The following is a 17613-nucleotide window of genomic DNA, read 5'->3' as shown; positions in this document are numbered from 1 at the left end:
ATTTGTAATGTATAGTAAGAGTTATGTTTTTAAGAAAGACCCTGTGCCGACAAAGTTTATACTTTGTCGGCTTTTTTATATCAGGTAAGTTGAAATTATAATTTACTAAAGTAATTTATGTGAGATTACCGTGTATATTAAATGAGGTGATTCAAACATGTTTTACGCGAAAGATGGCAACGGGGTACTAATAACTGCGCATAACGCTAATAATAACTGTGATTATAAGTGCCCGCATTGTCAAAATAAAGTTATTTTAAAAAAAGGGCTAATGAAAACAGCGCATTTTGCTCATATTTACAAAAGTTCAAACTTTTGTAACAAAGGCGAGACTTATGAACATTATATGTTTAAATATGAATTGGCACAGCAATTAAATAAATTAGATTATTATGTGGTAATTGAACCTTATATATATCAGTGCTATCAATATCCTGATTTAATCATTAATAATAAAATTGCGATTGAAATACAGTTTTCAAATATAACTATAGATAATATAAAAAAGCGAAGCAATGCTTTAGCTAGTATTGGTTTTGATGTTATTTGGATTATCGGTAAGTTGAAATATAATAAAAGAACAAAAATTTTAATTTTAAATAAGTCGGAACGTACTTATATTAATTTGAAAAGAAGACAACTTTTTTCGTGGCATAGCGACACGTTTTTATTATATAGATATAAAATAGTTCAATTTATTGGTGGAAATCGTTACATAGCTATTAGGGAACAACTTTCATATAAACAATTTACATATTATTTTAATAAAAATGACTCTCCAATGTTACCATGTCATTTTAAATTAACGAAGTCTTCAATTAAACAATATATTAAGTATTGCAGACGTCAAAGGACTGTTCGTGAGCCTAGTTTGAGTATTATTTACAATTTACAACTAGCAGAATCATGGGTTTGTGAAAATTTAGGTATGGTGTATCCAGAACAAATATTTATACAATCACATCCTATCTATTGGCAATTGCAATTGCTAAATATGTTAGATACAAACAATATTAATGAAGGCTTATTCTTAAATACTATTAAGTATAATCATTTTTATAATTATGATGTTAATAGCCGAGTAATAGTTCAAGCAATTATCTATAAGTTTCAAAAATCATATCGAAATATTAGGTATAAAAACGTGCAAAATTGAGTCTTACATGAGAAAATTATGGTATTGAATTTAATAGGAGGTTTACTAAAATTATGACACAACAATTAACAAGAGAAGAACAAGAACGTAAATATCCTGAATATACATGGGATTTAACTACCATATTCGAATCGGATGAAGCTTTTGAAGAAGCTTTTAAAGAAGCAGAACAAAATTTAGGAAAAGAACAAAAATTTAAAGGTCATTTAGCTGATAGTGCTGAGACTTTATATCAAGCATTAGCTTTAGAAGATGAATTAGGCTCTAAATTAGAAAAAGTTTATGTATACGCACATTTAAAGCAAGATCAAGATACAGCTAACGATAAATACACAGGTTATGAAGCGCGTGCTCATCAATTAATAATTAAGTTTAGTTCAGGATGGAGTTTTTTAGTACCTGAAATATTACAAATTGATGAAGACAAGATTCAATCATTTATTGATGAAAATGACAATTTAAAACAATATGAATTTGATTTGAAATTAATTAATGAAAAACGTCCACACGTGTTGAGTGCGGATAAAGAAAAGTTACTTACAGAGGCACAAGATGCTTTATCAACAGCTGATAATGTATATGGTATGTTCAGCAATGCTGATTTAGAGTTTGAAGATGCCATCGATAAGGATGGTAACCGCCATTCACTTACACAAGGCACATTCATAAAGTGTTTAGAATCAGATGACCGTATATTAAGAAAATCTGCATTTGAAAATTTATATAAAGCTTATGGTGCTTATAATAATACTTTAAGTGCTACATTAGCAGGAGAAGTTAAAAAGAATGTGTTTAATGCACGTACACATAACTATGAATCTGCAAGAGCAGCAGCTTTAAGTAATAATCATATCCCAGAAGCAGTCTATGACAATTTAGTAAAAACAGTCCATAAATATTTACCATTATTGCACCGTTATACAGAATTACGTAAAGAATTGTTAGGTCTTGAAGATATGAAAATGTACGACTTATATACACCTTTAGTTAAAGATGTGAAGTTTGAAATGCCATATGAGGAAGCAAAAGATTGGATGCTTAAAGCTTTACAACCTATGGGTGAAGAGTATATGGAAGTAGTAAATGAAGGATTAAATAATCGTTGGGTAGACGTATATGAAAATAAAGGTAAACGTTCAGGCGGTTATTCTTCAGGTGCACATCTAACAAATCCATTTATCTTATTAAATTGGTCTAATACTGTGTCAGATTTATACACGTTAGTACATGAATTTGGTCACTCAGCTCATAGTTATTTCAGTCGTAAAAATCAACCATCTAATTCAAGCGATTATACAATATTTGTGGCGGAAGTAGCATCTACTTGTAATGAAGCATTACTAAGTGATTATATGGATAAACATTTAGATGATGAACGTAGATTGTTGTTATTAAACCAAGAGCTTGAGCGTTTCCGTGCCACATTATTTAGACAAACGATGTTTGCTGAATTTGAACACAAAATTCATCAGATAGAAGAAGCAGGTGAGCCATTAACAGCAAATCGTATGAACGAAGAATATGCTGAATTAAACCGCGTTTATTTTGGTGACTCAGTTGAAACAGATGAAGATATCAGCAAAGAGTGGTCAAGAATTCCTCACTTTTATATGAACTACTATGTGTATCAATATGCAACAGGCTATAGCGCTGCACAAAGTTTAAGTCATCAGATATTAACTGAAGGGCAACCAGCAGTAGATAGATACATTAATGAATTCTTGAAAAAAGGTAGTTCAAATTATCCAATAGAAATCTTGAAAAATGCTGGGGTAGACATGACAACACCTGAACCAATTGAGCAAGCTTGCCAAGTATTCGAACAAAAATTAGATGCGTTTGAAAAGTTAATGAAAGCTTAGTATGAATGTATTCGTTTACAATATGACAAGTTTGTGACAAACTAAATTTATTTAATTTAAAAGGTTGAAAGGTGTATTTTACCGTGTTATATTATAAACATGAAATTAATCACATAACAAACATACCCCTTTGTTTGAAGTGAAAAATTTCTCCCATCCCCTTTGTTTAGCGCCGTGTAATCAGACACGGCGTTTTTTTGTACTCTTTTTTAATGATTCTTCTAAAAATAAGTATAATTGAATAACTATTCAATCAACTTTAAGTGGAAAAGATAATGAAAACAAAAAAACGATAATTTTTACTGCATTGTAGTAAAAATTATCGTTTTTAATTTAAGTAGTACATTTTATGTTATTATCTATTTAATAAAAGCTATTTGGTTATAAAGTTAAATCATAGAGTATTAATTTTTAGCTTTCCAAAATTTGCCGTCTGGCGACTTAAGTTTTTCAATTTTTTGTTGAATTGCTAATTTTTTTAGCTCTTTATTCATTAGTTTTTCTGGCCACTCATATATTGTCAGTAACTCTTCTTTAGTAACTAATTGTTGTTGTTGAATATATTCTTCAAGACTTGGTGGTAATTCTTTTTCAATTGTTGAACCAATGAGTTCGTTAATAATATAAGTATAAATATGGTAAGGATATAATCCTTCTACTTTTAATCCTTCTTCGTGTACGTCCTCGCTAAAGAATACGAGGGAAGGAGCTTCTTCAATTTCCATTTCTCGTGCGATATGCAAATCAACTTGTAAACTATCTTTTAAACAGTTACTTTGCAAATCTTCTTTAAAAACTTCGTAGTCTAGCCCTGCGTTACTGATACAATTATTAACCATCGATTCTGTAATAATATCTCGCTTGGGTATAATTTCATTTTGTACAAGATGTATAAAACGCTCTGCACGTATACGTCCCTGAAGTTCAGCGGCTTTATATGCGAGTGCGATATTATCTAAATCAGATGTACTTTGCGCTTGGCATTTTGTCAAAACGCGTAATGAAGGGTTCAATATATGTCTAATACTTATATATTGTTTATACTCAATGCGTAATTTAGAAAGGATTGCAGATAATTTAAAACATTCCTTACTGAATGGATCAAAAAAGGAATAAATTTCTATCTTACTAACAGGTGAAAGATTTACATCTTCACGACTATTGGGTTGTATTAATCTTAATTCTTCAGTCATGTCTATTCCACCTACAATTAATTTTCGGAATTAACCATGTGATTCGCTGTTAAACGTAATCTCTCGTATAAATAATCACCGACACCTTCGGGAAAATCAGCATGCTGTATAGCTTTATACATATTTTCTAACCAAGCATCACGTTCATGATTTGTTATAATAAAATCTAAATGACGTCTTTTCAACATTGGATGACCATGTTCTTGTGTGTAAAGATTTGGTCCACCTAAGAATTGTGTTAAAAATTGTTTTTGTTTTCTGCTTGTTTCTGCAAAATCTCCTGGAAACAAGTGATTAATTCTACTATCTTGTTCTACTAAATAATAAAAGTAATCAATCATCTCATACAAGGCTTTTTGGCCAATGATTTCATATGGTGTTTGCGTCATAATATCACCGTATCCTGTTAATATAATACTAATATAACATGAATTTTTACATTTGGAAGTAATTCGACTTCTTACAATTGCATGTGATTAATTATGATATAAATTTGATTTACGATTAAAAAATCTTTGTACTTTATTAGCTGGAATTTCATGTTTTATATCAAATTTTTCAAGGATTGATTTAAATTGAATTAAACCTTCATCATAATCTTCTACTTCGTATTCTAATTCAAAATCTTCAAAATCTAGGTAAGTACTTTTATCAAGTACAAGTAAGTTTCCATTTATTTCTTTCTCTAAGCGTTCAGTTTTAAGTGAACCAAGAATAATTAATTCAGTTAAATCGATATCCATCTTTGTAAGTTGATCTGCAATTTCAGAAGGCAACGATTGTTCTGGAATAGGCTTGTTTAATTCAGGAACGACATGTGTTTCAAAATTGTATTCAGTAAGACCTACTTCAGCTGGTATTTTTAATGTCATCTCTAAGTACTCATCTTTCACACGAATTCTCAAAGCTGATTTATGGTCTTTTAAATCAAAGTCTGGCGTATCAATATAGAAATTTGTTTGTTTATACGGTTCAATTTCGTTGAAATAGGTTTTATGAATAACATTGTATTGACTTTCTGTTAACAATTGTTTGAATTCAATCTCGTTATTTGTTGCCACTATAATCTCTCCTTCTGGTGCGTATATTCATTTATTTTAAAACACTTTTTATTTAATTTAAATTGAACTGCATTTATGATTACATAAATAGTTGAAATTGATGGATTGATGTTGGTATAACATTATCTTGTAACGTGTTATGTAGTATGAAATTATGTTAAAATAATGAAGAATAAGGAGGAACAAGCATGCGTATTTATGTGAATGAAATTAAAATTACAGAAGATAGCATTAATTGCTATACAGAACAATCCACAGAAGGTTTACAAGAAGCAGGACAAATGCTTGTTGATAGTGATAATTACAGCTTTGCATACATTTTAGACGACGGACAAAACTATTCGTACTTGATATTTGTACAAGAAACGTGGTCTATGTTACATGAAAACAAAGGCAAAAAAATTATCGTTAATGACGACTTAGAATTAAAACAATTCGAAAATGAGTTTAATTACATATTGGATAACATTCAAGGTAATTCAAATTATGGTAAGGAGTTTGTTTCCGTTGTAGAGGATATTTTCGAATTAGATTGAAGCGGAGTGAGGCACAATGAATCAATGGGATCAGTTTTTATCTCCATATAAACAAGCAGTAGACGAATTGAAAATTAAATTAAAAGGGCTTAGAAAACAATATGAAGTAGAAGATAATGCATCTCCTATAGAATTTGTAACAGGACGAGTCAAACCTATGACAAGCATTATTGATAAGGCTAATAAACGTCAAATTTCTTTTGATCGTTTACATGAAGAAATGTATGACATTGCCGGTTTGCGTTTAATGTGTCAATTTGTTGATGATATTGATATTGTGGTTAATTTATTAAGACAGCGTCAAGATTTTAAAGTTGTAGAAGAACGGGATTACATTAGTAATACCAAACAAAGTGGTTATCGTTCATTCCATGTCATTATTGAATATCCTATTGAAACATTAAATGGGGAAAAGAAAATATTGGCAGAGATTCAAATTAGAACGCTAGCAATGAACTTTTGGGCAACGATAGAACATACTTTGAGATATAAATATGATGGAGATTATCCACCGGAGATTCAACATCGATTGGAAAGAGCAGCAGAAGCGGCATTTTTGCTGGATGAAGAGATGTCGGAAATTAAAGAAGAAATTCAAGAAGCTCAGAAATATTATTCTAAAAAGCGTGCGAAAAAGCATAATAATGACTAGGGGATGTTACGATGCGTTATACGATTTTATCTAAAGGTGATTCAAAATCGAATGCTTTAAAGCATAAAATGATTAACCATATGAAAGATTTCCAGATGGTTGAAGACCCAGATAATCCAGAAATCGTTATTTCTGTTGGGGGAGATGGAACTCTGTTACAAGCTTTTCATCAGTATAGTCATATGCTATCTCGCTGTGCGTTTGTAGGGGTTCATACAGGGCATTTAGGCTTTTATGCTGATTGGGTGCCACATGAAGTTGAAAAACTCATAATTGAGATTAATAACTCTGAATTCCAAGTCATTGAATATCCTTTGTTAGAAATTATTGTGCGTTATAATGATAACGGATACGAGACACGTCATTTAGCATTAAATGAAGCTACTATGAAAACTGAAAATGGTTCTACTTTAGTTGTTGATGTGAATATTAGAGGTAATCAATTTGAACGCTTCAGAGGTGATGGTTTATGCATTTCTACACCATCAGGTTCTACAGCATACAATAAGGCATTAGGTGGCGCATTGATACATCCGTCATTAGAAGCAATGCAAATTGCTGAAATTGCATCAATAAACAACCGGGTATTTAGAACTGTAGGTTCTCCTTTAGTATTGCCCAAACACCATACGTGTTTAATAACACCAGTTAATCATGATACGATTTTAACGACGATTGACCACGTTAGTATAAAACACAAAAATGTTAATGCGATACAATATCGCGTAGCTAATGAGAAGATTAGATTCGCTAGATTTAGACCGTTTCCGTTTTGGAAAAGAGTACATGACTCGTTCATTTCAAGTGGAGATGATGAGTAATGAAATTTACTTATACAATACAGCAGCCAGAAATGGTTCGCACATTTTTACAACAACAAGAATTTTCAAAACGGACGATAAGCGCCATTAAGCATAATGGCGCTTTATTAGTTAATGGACAACCAGTTACAGTCAGAAAGCAATTAGCTATAAATGATAATTTGGAAGTATTTTTAAGTGATGAAACCCCAAGCTCTAACTTAAAACCATATAACGACGGGTTAAATATCTTATATGAAGATTCATATTTAATTATTGTGTCGAAATCTGCCCAACAAAATTGTGCACCTTCTAGAGATCATTTACATTTTAGTTTAGTAGAGCAAGTGTTGGGTTATTTTAATGGTAGAAAGTTATCGTTGACCCCACACATTGTTACGCGTTTAGACCGTAATACTTCAGGCATTGTTGTGTTGGCAAAGCATGGATTTATTCATCATTTAATGAGCCAAATTAAAATCGATAAAAAATATTTATGTATTTGTCAGGGGCGATTAGACGGTGAAGATTTAATTGATGCTCCTATCGCAAGACATCCAGATAGTATTATCCAGCGTCAAGTCAGTAGTTTAGGAAAGCCTTCACAGACTAAATATAAAGCACTCGAACATACTAATAATCATACTTTATGTGAAGTGAGTTTGCTGACAGGAAGAACACATCAAATACGTGTGCATTTTCAACATATTGGTTATCCTTTAGTAGGTGATGACTTATATGGCGGTAAAGATGAAACTTATCATCATCAATTATTACGTTGTATCCAAATATCATTTATTCACCCAATTAAAAAACAAAAAATTATAATAAACGATAGATATGACACGATTGAAACTATATTTAATATGATATAATTTAAAAGAACTATGGAGGTGGGGCTAATGGCTAATGAAAAAGAATCAATTACATTAGAGGATGAGCAAGTATATGATAAAGTATTGCTAGATGATTTGTTGATTAATAACCATATTGATGAATTTAGAGATGAATTCTTATCTATGCATACATATGAACAAAGTGAATACTTTGAAGATAGTGATGAAGGTATACGACAACGTATCTTTGAAGTACTATCGCCAGAAGAAGTTGCCGATTTCTTTGAACAATTAGAAATCGATGAAGACGAATATGAAGCGTTATTTGATACGATGGATGCTAATTATGCTAGTAAGATTTTAGAAGACATGTCTTACGATAATGCCGTAGATATTATGAATCAGTTGTCAAAACAAAAAACAGTTAGTCTCCTCACACTAATGAAGCGTGAAGATGCTAAAGAAATTAAAGCATTATTACATTACGATGAAGATACTGCCGGTGGTATCATGACTACTGAATATATCTCATTGAAAGCAACAATGCCTGTTAAAGAAGCGCTTATTCATGTCAAAGAACAAGCCCCTAATGCAGAAACAATTTATGTTATTTTTACAGTGAATGATGATAAACAACTAGCCGGCGTGCTCTCACTTAGAGATTTGATTGTAGCTGAAAATGATGCTTACATCGAAGATATCATGAGTGAACGTGTCATTAGTGCAAATGCAGCCGATGACCAAGAAGATGTTGCTCAAAAAATGAGAGACTATGATTTTATTGCAATGCCAGTTGTCGACTACCAAGACCATTTACTTGGTATTATTACGATTGATGATATTCTAGACGTTATGGACGAAGAAGCAAGTGAAGACTACTCTCGTTTAGCCGGTGTATCAGACGTTGATGCTACAAATGATTCTGTAATTAAAACTGCAAGAAAAAGATTGCCATGGTTGATTATACTTACATTTTTAGGAATGATTACCGCGACAATTTTAGGATCATTTGAAGATACATTATCAAAGGTTGCATTATTAGCTGCATTTATTCCAATTATTAGTGGGATGTCTGGAAACTCGGGTACACAATCGCTTGCCGTTTCTGTTCGTAATATTTCAACAGGTGAAATTGATGAACAAAGTAAATTTAAAGTCGCATTAAGAGAAACTGGTAGTGGATTTTTAAGTGGGTTGGTCTGTGCAATCTTGTTATTTATCATTATTATGGTCTTATATGGCCAACCAATCTTAGCAACCATTGTAGGCAGTAGTTTAACAATCGCGATGACAGTGGGTACATTAGTAGGTTCAATGATTCCGTTAGTGATGAACAAATTAAAAATTGACCCTGCAGTTGCAAGTGGTCCTTTTATCACTACAATTAATGATATTGTCAGTATGTTGATTTATTTTGGATTAGCAACATCATTTATGTCTTACCTAACATAAGGGGGTTATATGGAATTTGTATCACTTGTTGTCGTAGTTTTAGCGGCATTTCTTACACCAATTATAGTCAATAGACTAAGGATTACATTTTTACCTATAGTTGTAGCTGAAATATTAATGGGTATTATTATAGGCCATTCTTTTTTGAATTTAGTCGAACGTGATTCAATACTTAATATATTATCAACTTTAGGTTTTATATTCTTAATGTTTTTAAGTGGCTTAGAAATTGATTTTAAAGCTTTTAAAAGAGATAAAAGTTCAACTAAAAAAGAAGAAAAAGTTAAAAAGCAAGAACCAGGTCATTTACAGCTTGCCATAGTTGTATTTATGTTTATTATGATTATATCTATTGTCTTTGCATACATGTTCAAATGGTTCGGCCTAATTGATGATGTTTTACTAATGGTTATTATTATATCTACGATTTCATTAGGTGTCGTTGTACCAACATTAAAAGAAATGAATATCATGCGTACGACAATTGGACAATTTATCTTGTTAGTCGCTGTACTAGCAGACTTAGTAACAATGATCTTATTAACAGCATATGGTACGTTTCATGCTTCAGGCAATACATCATTGTGGTTAATCGGTAGTTTAGTGGTATTTACAATTGTTTTTTACTTTTTAGGTGGTTTCTTCAAGAAAGCACAATTCTTACAAAAATTAATGGATGGTACTACTCAAATCGGCATACGTGCTGTGTTCGCACTTATCTTATTGTTAGTGGCTTTAGCTGAAGGTGTTGGTGCAGAAAATATTTTAGGCGCATTTTTAGCAGGAGTTGTAGTTTCTCTTCTTAATCCAGATGAGGATATGGTTGAAAAGTTAGATTCGTTTGGATATGGATTCTTTATTCCAATCTTCTTTATCATGGTTGGTGTAGATTTAAATATCCCAGAGTTGATTAAGGAACCAGCATTATTGCTGATTATCCCGTTTTTAATATTAGCTTTTCTAATATCTAAACTGATACCAGTATTTTATATACGTAGATGGTTTGATATGAAAACTACAATTTCTTCTGCATTTTTACTAACATCTACATTATCATTAGTAATTGCTTCTGCTAAAATTGCAGAACAACTTGGTACAATTTCATCAGAGATATCTGGTATTTTGATATTAAGTGCCGTTATTACTTGTGTATTTGTACCAATTATCTTTAAGAAAATGTTCCCGATACCAGATGAAGCGACAAGACAAATTGAAGTAAGTTTGATAGGAAAGAACCAACTAACCATCCCAATTGCTCAAAATTTATCTTCACAACTTTATCAAGTTTCTCTTTATTATCGAAATGATTTAAGTGACAAACGTAAATTATCTGATGCAATTTCAATGATTGAAATTGCAGATTATGAAGAAGGGTTACTTGAGCGTCTTGGTTTATTTGAGCGTAATATTGTTGTATGTTCGACAAACGATGACGATATTAATCGTAAAGTAGCATTAATGGCAAAAGCTCATGGTGTAAAACGAGTTATTTGTAGGTTAGAATCTAGTTCTAATGACGAGACTCTTCAAAGAGAAGGTATTGAAGTGTTTAGTAGTTATATGAGTAATAAGATTTTATTAAAAGGCTTAATAGAAACACCTAATATGCTTAACTTGTTAAGTAATGTCGAAACGTCATTGTATGAAATTGCGATGTTAAATCATCAATATGACCAGATTCAACTACGTAATTTCCCATTCGGTGGGGATATTATCTTTGTTCGTATTATTAGAAATAATGAATCTATTGTCCCACATGGCGATACTCAGCTCCGATACAGAGACCGCGTTATTGTTACAGGTTCTAAAGAATACGTCGACGAATTGAAACGTGAATTAGAGTTTTATTATTAAATTGCTTATGACAGTAAATGATACTCAAACCTCATATCATCTAACTAATCATATATTTAAAAACGAAGACTGAGGCATATTATAAAGTAATGCCTTAGCCTTCGCTATATTAAAACAAGATAAAAATTAGTATTTTTTGATACTCCTTGTAAAATTCAATATAAACGTACGTTCGAATCTTTTTATAATACTCCTTATAGGATAATTATTTCACTTTAGATATGTAAACGCATAAAAAGTTCAATTGATATTAAAATAAATTGTTTATTCATTATAACCAATGTTAAAATAAAGAATGTTGATATTGGTATCGAGTAAAAAAGTATATATCTGTGTCATCTGAATTCGAACCAGTTAAAAAATGAAAATTTAAATAAAGGAGCTATTTTCATGTTAAATTTAGAAAATAAAACTTTCGTCATTATGGGTATTGCAAACAAACGTAGTATTGGTTTTGGCGTAGCTAAAGTATTGGACCAACTTGGTGCAAAATTAGTATTTACATACCGTAAAGACCGTAGTAAAAAAGAATTAGAAAAATTAGTTGAACAATTAAATCAAGAAACGCATCATATGTATCAAATTGATGTTCAAAGTGATGAAGATGTAGTAAATGGTTTTGCTAAAATTGGAGAAGAAGTTGGCAATATAGATGGTGTTTACCATTCAATTGCATTTGCAAATATGGAAGATTTACGTGGTCGCTTTATTGATACATCACGAGATGGTTTCTTATTAGCACAAGATATTAGTTCTTATTCATTAACACTTGTATCACGTGAAGCTAAAAAACTTATGCCTGAAGGTGGAAGTATTGTAGCTACAACTTACTTAGGTGGCGAATTCGCAGTTCAAAATTATAATGTGATGGGTGTTGCGAAAGCAAGTTTAGAGGCAAATGTTCGTTATTTAGCATTAGATTTAGGACAAGAAAATATCCGTGTTAACGCGATTTCAGCTGGACCTATCCGTACATTGAGTGCAAAAGGTGTAGGCGGATTTAATTCAATTTTGAATGAAATCACAGAACGTGCACCGTTAAAACGTAATGTCGATCAAGAAGAAGTTGGTAAAACTGCAGCTTATTTATTAAGTGATTTTTCAAGCGGTGTTACCGGAGAAAATATTCATGTAGATAGCGGTTATCATATCGTTAAATAATATTGTAAAACCTCAAAATAAATATCACATTGTCTAATTTATATATTATAATATTGGCTAGTGATTTGCGGGAACTTCTGCGGAAAGAGCGCTAGTCGAACACTATAGGTTAAGTCAGTATTCGCAGAAAACGTGCAAAAAAACTGCCAACAAAGTCGGGGACTTTGTCGGCGGTCTGAAACCTCTGATACTTGGTATTAGAGGTTTTTTGTATTGATAAATTGAAATCGGGACATGCATTTATTACGACCTCAATATATAAAATTAAAGCACCTAGACAAATTGACTAGGCGCTTTAATAAATGTGTCTAAATTTAAACACTGATATAGTATCTAAGCTATTTTTTTAGCTATCTTTTAACATCACTATTAGCTTTTTCGATAATTTGTTGTCGATATTGGAAAACATTACGTACAATTGTTTTTATTACTGCGTAAAGTGGGACAGCTACAAGTATTAGGCCAAAGCCACCGAGATTACCAGCAGCTAAGATGACAACAATTATTGTTAGTGGGTGAATATTTAAAGATTTACCCATAACATTTGGTGTAATAACGTTACCTTCTAATTGCTGAGCAACTAATGTGATAATACATACCCATATAAATGTAGTTGGACTTTGAATAATTCCGATAATGGCTGCTGGAGCAAATGCCATCCATGGACCAAGGAATGGAATCATATTAGCTACACAGGCAAACATAACTAATAATAATGTGTAATTCAAACCAATAATTGAATAACCGATATATAAGATAATACCTAAAATAATACTAACTGTTACTTGACCTTGAATATAAGACTGTACTGTATGATTTAAATCTTTTAATAAATCAACAATAAAAACTTTTCTATCACCTTTAAATAGTTTAGCAATAAAAGGTATAAAACGTTCATGGTCTTTTAACATATAGATTAAGAAAAATGGCACCATAATAAGTAAAAATAGTGTTGAGATAAATGAAGTTAAATAACTAAATGAATTAGATAATATATCTGCAGTACTATCACTCATAGATTGAACCATTTTATTTATTCTATCTGTTACATCAGCAGGTAATCTCTCCATTTGATCTAAAGCAAAATTGATAATATATTGAATTTCATGTTGTAATGTTGGGATTTGATTGATTAAATTTTCAATTTGTTCTGCAATAGGTGGTGCGATAAACCTAATAATGACACCGATAATGATAAATAAAGCGATAAAGATAATTGTAATACTAGCCCAACGTGGGACTTTATTTTTTTCTAGTATTTTTTGAAAAGGTAAGCAAATATAGAACAAGAAGCCACTTAATAACAATGGTAATAATACAGATTGAATAATAATTACAAAAGGTACAAACACACTATGGACTTCCATGACTAATTTGATTAATAAAAACAGGATTAATAAGGCAATGCCTGTTCTAAACCAAACCTTATTTAGCATAGGACAGTTCCTCCTAAATTCTTTTTTAAGTACTATTTAGTATATCTCAAATAAACAAAGAACAAAAGATGAAAATTGAATTCAATAATTTCTGTGGTGCAATTATAAAAAAATAGAAAGTTATATCTATAAAATAGGCTAATTTGTGATGAATAGTGTAAAACTATTTATCTATAAGAATAAAGTGATCTGAAATATTTAATATAAATTTTGTAATATAATATATAAATTGTGAAAAATATAACTTAATGAATACGTTGCGCGGAATATTATATATGTGTATAATAATGAAAAATATATCATTTCACATGATGGTACAACAAGGGGGATACGTTATGTTAGAGGGGTTACTTACGTGGTTGTATGATATCGTTTGGAGCAAACCTTTGGTTTATGGTTTATTGCTTACAGGAATATTATTTTCATTTATGATGCGCTTTTTCCAAATTAGGCATTTTAAAGAAATGATACGCCTAATGTTTCAAGGGGAAAAATCACCGACAGGTATATCTAGTTTCCAAGCAATTGCTTTATCTTTAGCAGGTAGAGTAGGTACTGGTAATATTGTAGGTGTTTCGACGGCTATATTTATTGGGGGTCCCGGTGCTATATTTTGGATGTGGGCATCGGCATTTTTAGGCGCAGGTAGTGCATTTATTGAATCTACACTCGGACAAATTTATAAGCGTGAAGAGAAAGGGCAATACCGAGGCGGTCCAGCATTTTATATTGAATATGGTATTAAGGGGAAATTAGGAAAGATATATGGTTTAATATTTGCGATCGTTACTGTTATATCAGTGGGGTTATTATTACCAGGTGTGCAGTCTAATGCGATTTCAAGCTCAATGAAAAATGCATTCAGTTTAGAACCATGGATAGTAGCAATATTCTTGGCGGTCTTAATTGGATTAATCATATTTGGAGGTATAAAGTGGATTGCAAATGCAGCAACTGCAGTAGTTCCATTTATGGCAATTGCGTACATATTAATGGCAGTTATAATTATATTTCTAAATATCGAACAAGTCCCTGCTCTATTTGCTTTAATATTTAAATCAGCATTTGGTTTTGAAGCAGCTTTTGGTGGTATTGTAGGTGCTATGATTGAAATTGGTGTTAAAAGAGGACTATATTCAAATGAAGCAGGACAAGGTACAGGCCCACATGCTGCCTCGGCAGCAGAAGTATCTCATCCAGCTAAACAAGGGTTAGTGCAATCATTTTCAGTTTATATAGATACATTATTTGTTTGTACAGCAACCGCTTTAATTATTTTACTTTCGGGTACGTATAATGTTACTGATGGTGGTTCCATGTCAGACGGTAAAGCGAGTATGATTAAAGATAATGGTATATTTGTAGAAATGTCCAATGGTGATAAAGATTATTCAGGTACAGCAATGTATGCACAAGCTGGTATTGATAAAGCATTCCATGGTAGCGGTTATCACTTTGATCCGACTTTCTCAGGATTTGGCTCATACTTTATTGCAATTGCATTATTCTTCTTTGCCTTTACAACAATACTGGCATACTATTATATTGCTGAAACCAATATTACTTACTTAACTAGAAGAAGTTCGAAGAAAACCACTTTTGTATATATTAATATTATAAGAATCGTTTTAATTTTAGCGACAGTATATGGCGCAGTTAAAACTGCAGATTTGGCATGGATGATGGGCGATTTGGGTGTAGGTATGATGGCATGGTTAAATATTATTGCTATTTGGATACTACATAAGCCAGCAATCAATGCTCTGAAAGATTATGAAAAGCAAAAGAAAAAACTTGGATCAGGTAAACGAGCAATTTACAGACCAGATCCTAGTAAAGTACCTAATGCTATTTTCTGGCTGAAAGATTATCCACAGCGACTAAAAGAAGAAAAAATTGATGATTAACGTATCATTCAATTTGTAAAAATTAAGTTGAAATATTTTAAAATCATGCGTCTCTTGGTACAATGTCTATAAGACTACTAGGGGGCGCATTGTTTATGTATGACTTTCAACCAGGAAATATCAATAAGATTAATTTTCCTAGCGAGATTTTAGATAGAGATGTGACATTATCTATCTATTTACCTAAGGATTTTACAGAATTATTTAAATATAAAGTTGTTTTTTGCTTTGATGGGGCAGACTTTTTTGCTTTTGGCAAAATCCATCGTACTTATGAAAAGTTAAGAGAGACCAATGAAATTGAGCGAGCAATTTTTGTAGGTTTTCACTATGAAGATGTTGATAAAAGAAGAGCAGAATTTCATCCACAAGGCGCTCGTACACCATTGACTGTGAAAGCTATGGCTAATGAAATATTACCATTTATAGATAAGACATTCCCAACGTTTAAAGTAGGAAATGCACGTGTGCTATTAGGGGATAGTTTAGCTGGTAGTGTTGCTTTAATTACTGCATTATCATATCCGCGTGTATTTAGTCAGGTGGGCTTATTAAGTCCGCAACATGATGAGGCTATCCAGACATTAATTGAACGTTGCCAATTTAAAGAGCAGCTATCTATTTGGCATGCGGTAGGATTAGAAGAAGGGGATTTTAAGTTACCTACCACAGGTAAAACTGCAGATTTTTTAACACCGAATCGTGAATTAAATTCAATTATTAAAGCAAATGATTTTACGTATCACTATTTAGAATTTGAAGGAGGCCATAGGTGGAAATCATGGCAATATTTACTTGATGAAATGTTAAAATATTTTTTATCTGATAATATTTCATTTTAATATTCTGAAATAAATTGACTTTAGAGTAACGAATTTTTCAGAAATTTGCTATAATGTAATTATGTTAAACAAAGGAGGAATTTAAATGATTTTAGGATTGGCATTAATTCCGTCAAAAGCATTTCAAGATGAAGTGAATGCATATCGTAAGCGTTATGATGCTCATTATGCATCTATTATGCCGCATATTACGATAAAGGGGCAATTTAAAATAAACGATGGTGATTTAGAGTCTGTAAAAGAGACAATTAAATCAAGAATCGAAGGCATTCCAACGGTTGATGTTCATGCAACAAAAGCATCTAATTTTGCGCCGATAACAAATGTTATTTATTTTAAAGTTGAAAAAACAGAAACTTTAGAAAACTTATTTAATCAATTTAACAAAGGCGATTTTTATGGGGTTGCAGATCATTCGTTTGTACCACATTTTACTATTGCCCAAGGATTGACGAGTCAAGAATTTGAAGATATTTATGGACAATTGAAGCTAGCGGGGATTGACTACAAAGAAACTATTGAGCAACTTTCTTTAGTTTATTATGATGAAAAAGAAGATAAATGGAAAGTTTTAGAAAACTTTAATTTAGCATAAACGTGTTCCATCATAAACGTGTTCCATTTTGATTATTGTCTGAATGCATCATGATTAGACATAAGAAGATATAGAGTTGTGAGAATAAATGCGCACCTCCGAAATAAGAGAGAGCTAATCATTTTAGATTAGCTCTCTTTTATATTTAAAATAGTATGATTTGGGAAATGTCTACCATCTTAAGCATGGCATGGTAAAATTTTTAGGAAAATAAAAAAACGTCAATTTATCTATATTTTCAATAGAAATTGACGCTTTTTTAACTAGATA

16 protein-coding genes are annotated in these 17613 nt (G+C 31.5%); 12 read left to right on the top strand and 4 right to left on the bottom strand.

The features are described from left to right. Positions 1-157 precede the first annotated feature (157 nt). The gene (locus ACW5YJ_RS11195) at positions 158-1156 is read left to right on the top strand and encodes a competence protein CoiA (protein ID WP_153672668.1); all 999 of its coding nucleotides are present in this window, start codon (positions 158-160) and stop codon (positions 1154-1156) included. A 53-nt stretch (positions 1157-1209) separates the two neighbouring features. Beyond that, positions 1210-3018, top strand: coding sequence for an oligoendopeptidase F (pepF, locus tag ACW5YJ_RS11190; RefSeq protein ID WP_017722304.1), 1809 nt, complete (start codon positions 1210-1212; stop codon positions 3016-3018). A gap of 404 nt (positions 3019-3422) precedes the next feature. On the opposite strand, the gene yjbH is transcribed toward pepF, so the two are convergent. The 3 genes from yjbH to ACW5YJ_RS11175 form a co-directional block, all read right to left on the bottom strand. Continuing rightward, positions 3423-4211, bottom strand: a complete 789-nt coding sequence (yjbH, locus tag ACW5YJ_RS11185) for a protease adaptor protein YjbH (RefSeq protein ID WP_017722303.1) — start codon at positions 4209-4211, stop codon at positions 3423-3425. A gap of 17 nt (positions 4212-4228) precedes the next feature. Beyond that, positions 4229-4600 (bottom strand): truncated hemoglobin YjbI, encoded by a 372-nt coding sequence (locus ACW5YJ_RS11180; RefSeq protein WP_017722302.1) that lies wholly within the window; start codon positions 4598-4600, stop codon positions 4229-4231. Between the two features lie 87 nt (positions 4601-4687). After that, the gene (locus tag ACW5YJ_RS11175; protein WP_119614024.1) at positions 4688-5272 is read right to left on the bottom strand and encodes a CYTH domain-containing protein; all 585 of its coding nucleotides are present in this window, start codon (positions 5270-5272) and stop codon (positions 4688-4690) included. Positions 5273-5460: 188 nt separating this feature from the next. Here ACW5YJ_RS11175 and ACW5YJ_RS11170 point away from each other — a divergent pair, with 188 nt between their 5' ends. The 7 genes from ACW5YJ_RS11170 to fabI all read left to right on the top strand — a co-directional run bounded on the left by ACW5YJ_RS11170 (position 5461) and on the right by fabI (position 12563). Then, positions 5461-5808: a UPF0738 family protein gene (locus tag ACW5YJ_RS11170; RefSeq protein WP_017722300.1), complete on the top strand. Its 348-nt coding sequence runs from the start codon at positions 5461-5463 to the stop codon at positions 5806-5808. Positions 5809-5824: 16 nt separating this feature from the next. Beyond that, positions 5825-6460: a GTP diphosphokinase gene (locus tag ACW5YJ_RS11165; RefSeq protein ID WP_017722299.1), complete on the top strand. Its 636-nt coding sequence runs from the start codon at positions 5825-5827 to the stop codon at positions 6458-6460. Positions 6461-6471: 11 nt separating this feature from the next. Continuing rightward, complete coding sequence (locus tag ACW5YJ_RS11160) at positions 6472-7281, top strand: NAD kinase (RefSeq protein ID WP_017722298.1); 810 nt, start codon at positions 6472-6474, stop codon at positions 7279-7281. Continuing rightward, positions 7281-8135, top strand: a complete 855-nt coding sequence (locus ACW5YJ_RS11155) for an RluA family pseudouridine synthase (RefSeq protein ID WP_457338175.1) — start codon at positions 7281-7283, stop codon at positions 8133-8135. Before ACW5YJ_RS11160 ends, ACW5YJ_RS11155 begins: the two co-directional genes overlap by 1 nt. A gap of 27 nt (positions 8136-8162) precedes the next feature. Continuing rightward, positions 8163-9548, top strand: coding sequence for a magnesium transporter (mgtE, locus tag ACW5YJ_RS11150; protein WP_017722296.1), 1386 nt, complete (start codon positions 8163-8165; stop codon positions 9546-9548). Positions 9549-9557: 9 nt separating this feature from the next. After that, positions 9558-11402 (top strand): monovalent cation:proton antiporter family protein, encoded by a 1845-nt coding sequence (locus ACW5YJ_RS11145; RefSeq protein WP_017722295.1) that lies wholly within the window; start codon positions 9558-9560, stop codon positions 11400-11402. Positions 11403-11792: 390 nt separating this feature from the next. Continuing rightward, positions 11793-12563: an enoyl-ACP reductase FabI gene (gene fabI / locus ACW5YJ_RS11140; RefSeq protein ID WP_017722294.1), complete on the top strand. Its 771-nt coding sequence runs from the start codon at positions 11793-11795 to the stop codon at positions 12561-12563. A 350-nt stretch (positions 12564-12913) separates the two neighbouring features. Here the strand turns inward: fabI and cozEa are convergent, their stop codons facing one another. Beyond that, positions 12914-13999: a lipoteichoic acid biosynthesis protein CozEa gene (cozEa, locus tag ACW5YJ_RS11135; protein WP_107551796.1), complete on the bottom strand. Its 1086-nt coding sequence runs from the start codon at positions 13997-13999 to the stop codon at positions 12914-12916. A 335-nt stretch (positions 14000-14334) separates the two neighbouring features. On the opposite strand from cozEa, the gene ACW5YJ_RS11130 reads away from it, so the two are divergent. The 3 genes from ACW5YJ_RS11130 (at position 14335) to ACW5YJ_RS11120 (ending at position 17343) form a co-directional block, all read left to right on the top strand. After that, complete coding sequence (locus ACW5YJ_RS11130; RefSeq protein ID WP_107551732.1) at positions 14335-15906, top strand: alanine/glycine:cation symporter family protein; 1572 nt, start codon at positions 14335-14337, stop codon at positions 15904-15906. 95 nt (positions 15907-16001) lie between these two features. After that, entirely contained in the window at positions 16002-16748 is a 747-nt protein-coding gene (locus ACW5YJ_RS11125; protein ID WP_135092074.1) for an esterase family protein, read from the top strand. Positions 16749-16833: 85 nt separating this feature from the next. Next, positions 16834-17343 (top strand): YjcG family protein, encoded by a 510-nt coding sequence (locus ACW5YJ_RS11120; protein WP_017722290.1) that lies wholly within the window; start codon positions 16834-16836, stop codon positions 17341-17343. Positions 17344-17613: the final 270 nt, after the last annotated feature.

The sequence above is a fragment of the Staphylococcus sp. mip270_02 genome (assembly GCF_054031535.1).
Note: the sequence above shows the minus strand (reverse complement) of the source record. Positions and strands in the feature narration are given on the sequence as shown.

Excerpts from the sequence above, each read along its gene's own strand:
- ACW5YJ_RS11145 (WP_017722295.1), top strand. The coding sequence starts at position 9,558 with ATGGAATTTGTATCACTTGTTGTCGTAGTTTTAGCGGCATTTCTTACA.
- ACW5YJ_RS11160 (WP_017722298.1), top strand. The coding sequence starts at position 6,472 with ATGCGTTATACGATTTTATCTAAAGGTGATTCAAAATCGAATGCTTTA.
- mgtE (WP_017722296.1), top strand. The coding sequence starts at position 8,163 with ATGGCTAATGAAAAAGAATCAATTACATTAGAGGATGAGCAAGTATAT.
- ACW5YJ_RS11125 (WP_135092074.1), top strand. The coding sequence starts at position 16,002 with ATGTATGACTTTCAACCAGGAAATATCAATAAGATTAATTTTCCTAGC.
- ACW5YJ_RS11165 (WP_017722299.1), top strand. The coding sequence starts at position 5,825 with ATGAATCAATGGGATCAGTTTTTATCTCCATATAAACAAGCAGTAGAC.
- cozEa (WP_107551796.1), bottom strand. The coding sequence starts at position 13,999 with ATGCTAAATAAGGTTTGGTTTAGAACAGGCATTGCCTTATTAATCCTG.
- ACW5YJ_RS11180 (WP_017722302.1), bottom strand. The coding sequence starts at position 4,600 with ATGACGCAAACACCATATGAAATCATTGGCCAAAAAGCCTTGTATGAG.
- ACW5YJ_RS11170 (WP_017722300.1), top strand. The coding sequence starts at position 5,461 with ATGCGTATTTATGTGAATGAAATTAAAATTACAGAAGATAGCATTAAT.
- fabI (WP_017722294.1), top strand. The coding sequence starts at position 11,793 with ATGTTAAATTTAGAAAATAAAACTTTCGTCATTATGGGTATTGCAAAC.
- ACW5YJ_RS11130 (WP_107551732.1), top strand. The coding sequence starts at position 14,335 with ATGTTAGAGGGGTTACTTACGTGGTTGTATGATATCGTTTGGAGCAAA.
- yjbH (WP_017722303.1), bottom strand. The coding sequence starts at position 4,211 with ATGACTGAAGAATTAAGATTAATACAACCCAATAGTCGTGAAGATGTA.
- ACW5YJ_RS11155 (WP_457338175.1), top strand. The coding sequence starts at position 7,281 with ATGAAATTTACTTATACAATACAGCAGCCAGAAATGGTTCGCACATTT.
- ACW5YJ_RS11120 (WP_017722290.1), top strand. The coding sequence starts at position 16,834 with ATGATTTTAGGATTGGCATTAATTCCGTCAAAAGCATTTCAAGATGAA.
- pepF (WP_017722304.1), top strand. The coding sequence starts at position 1,210 with ATGACACAACAATTAACAAGAGAAGAACAAGAACGTAAATATCCTGAA.
- ACW5YJ_RS11195 (WP_153672668.1), top strand. The coding sequence starts at position 158 with ATGTTTTACGCGAAAGATGGCAACGGGGTACTAATAACTGCGCATAAC.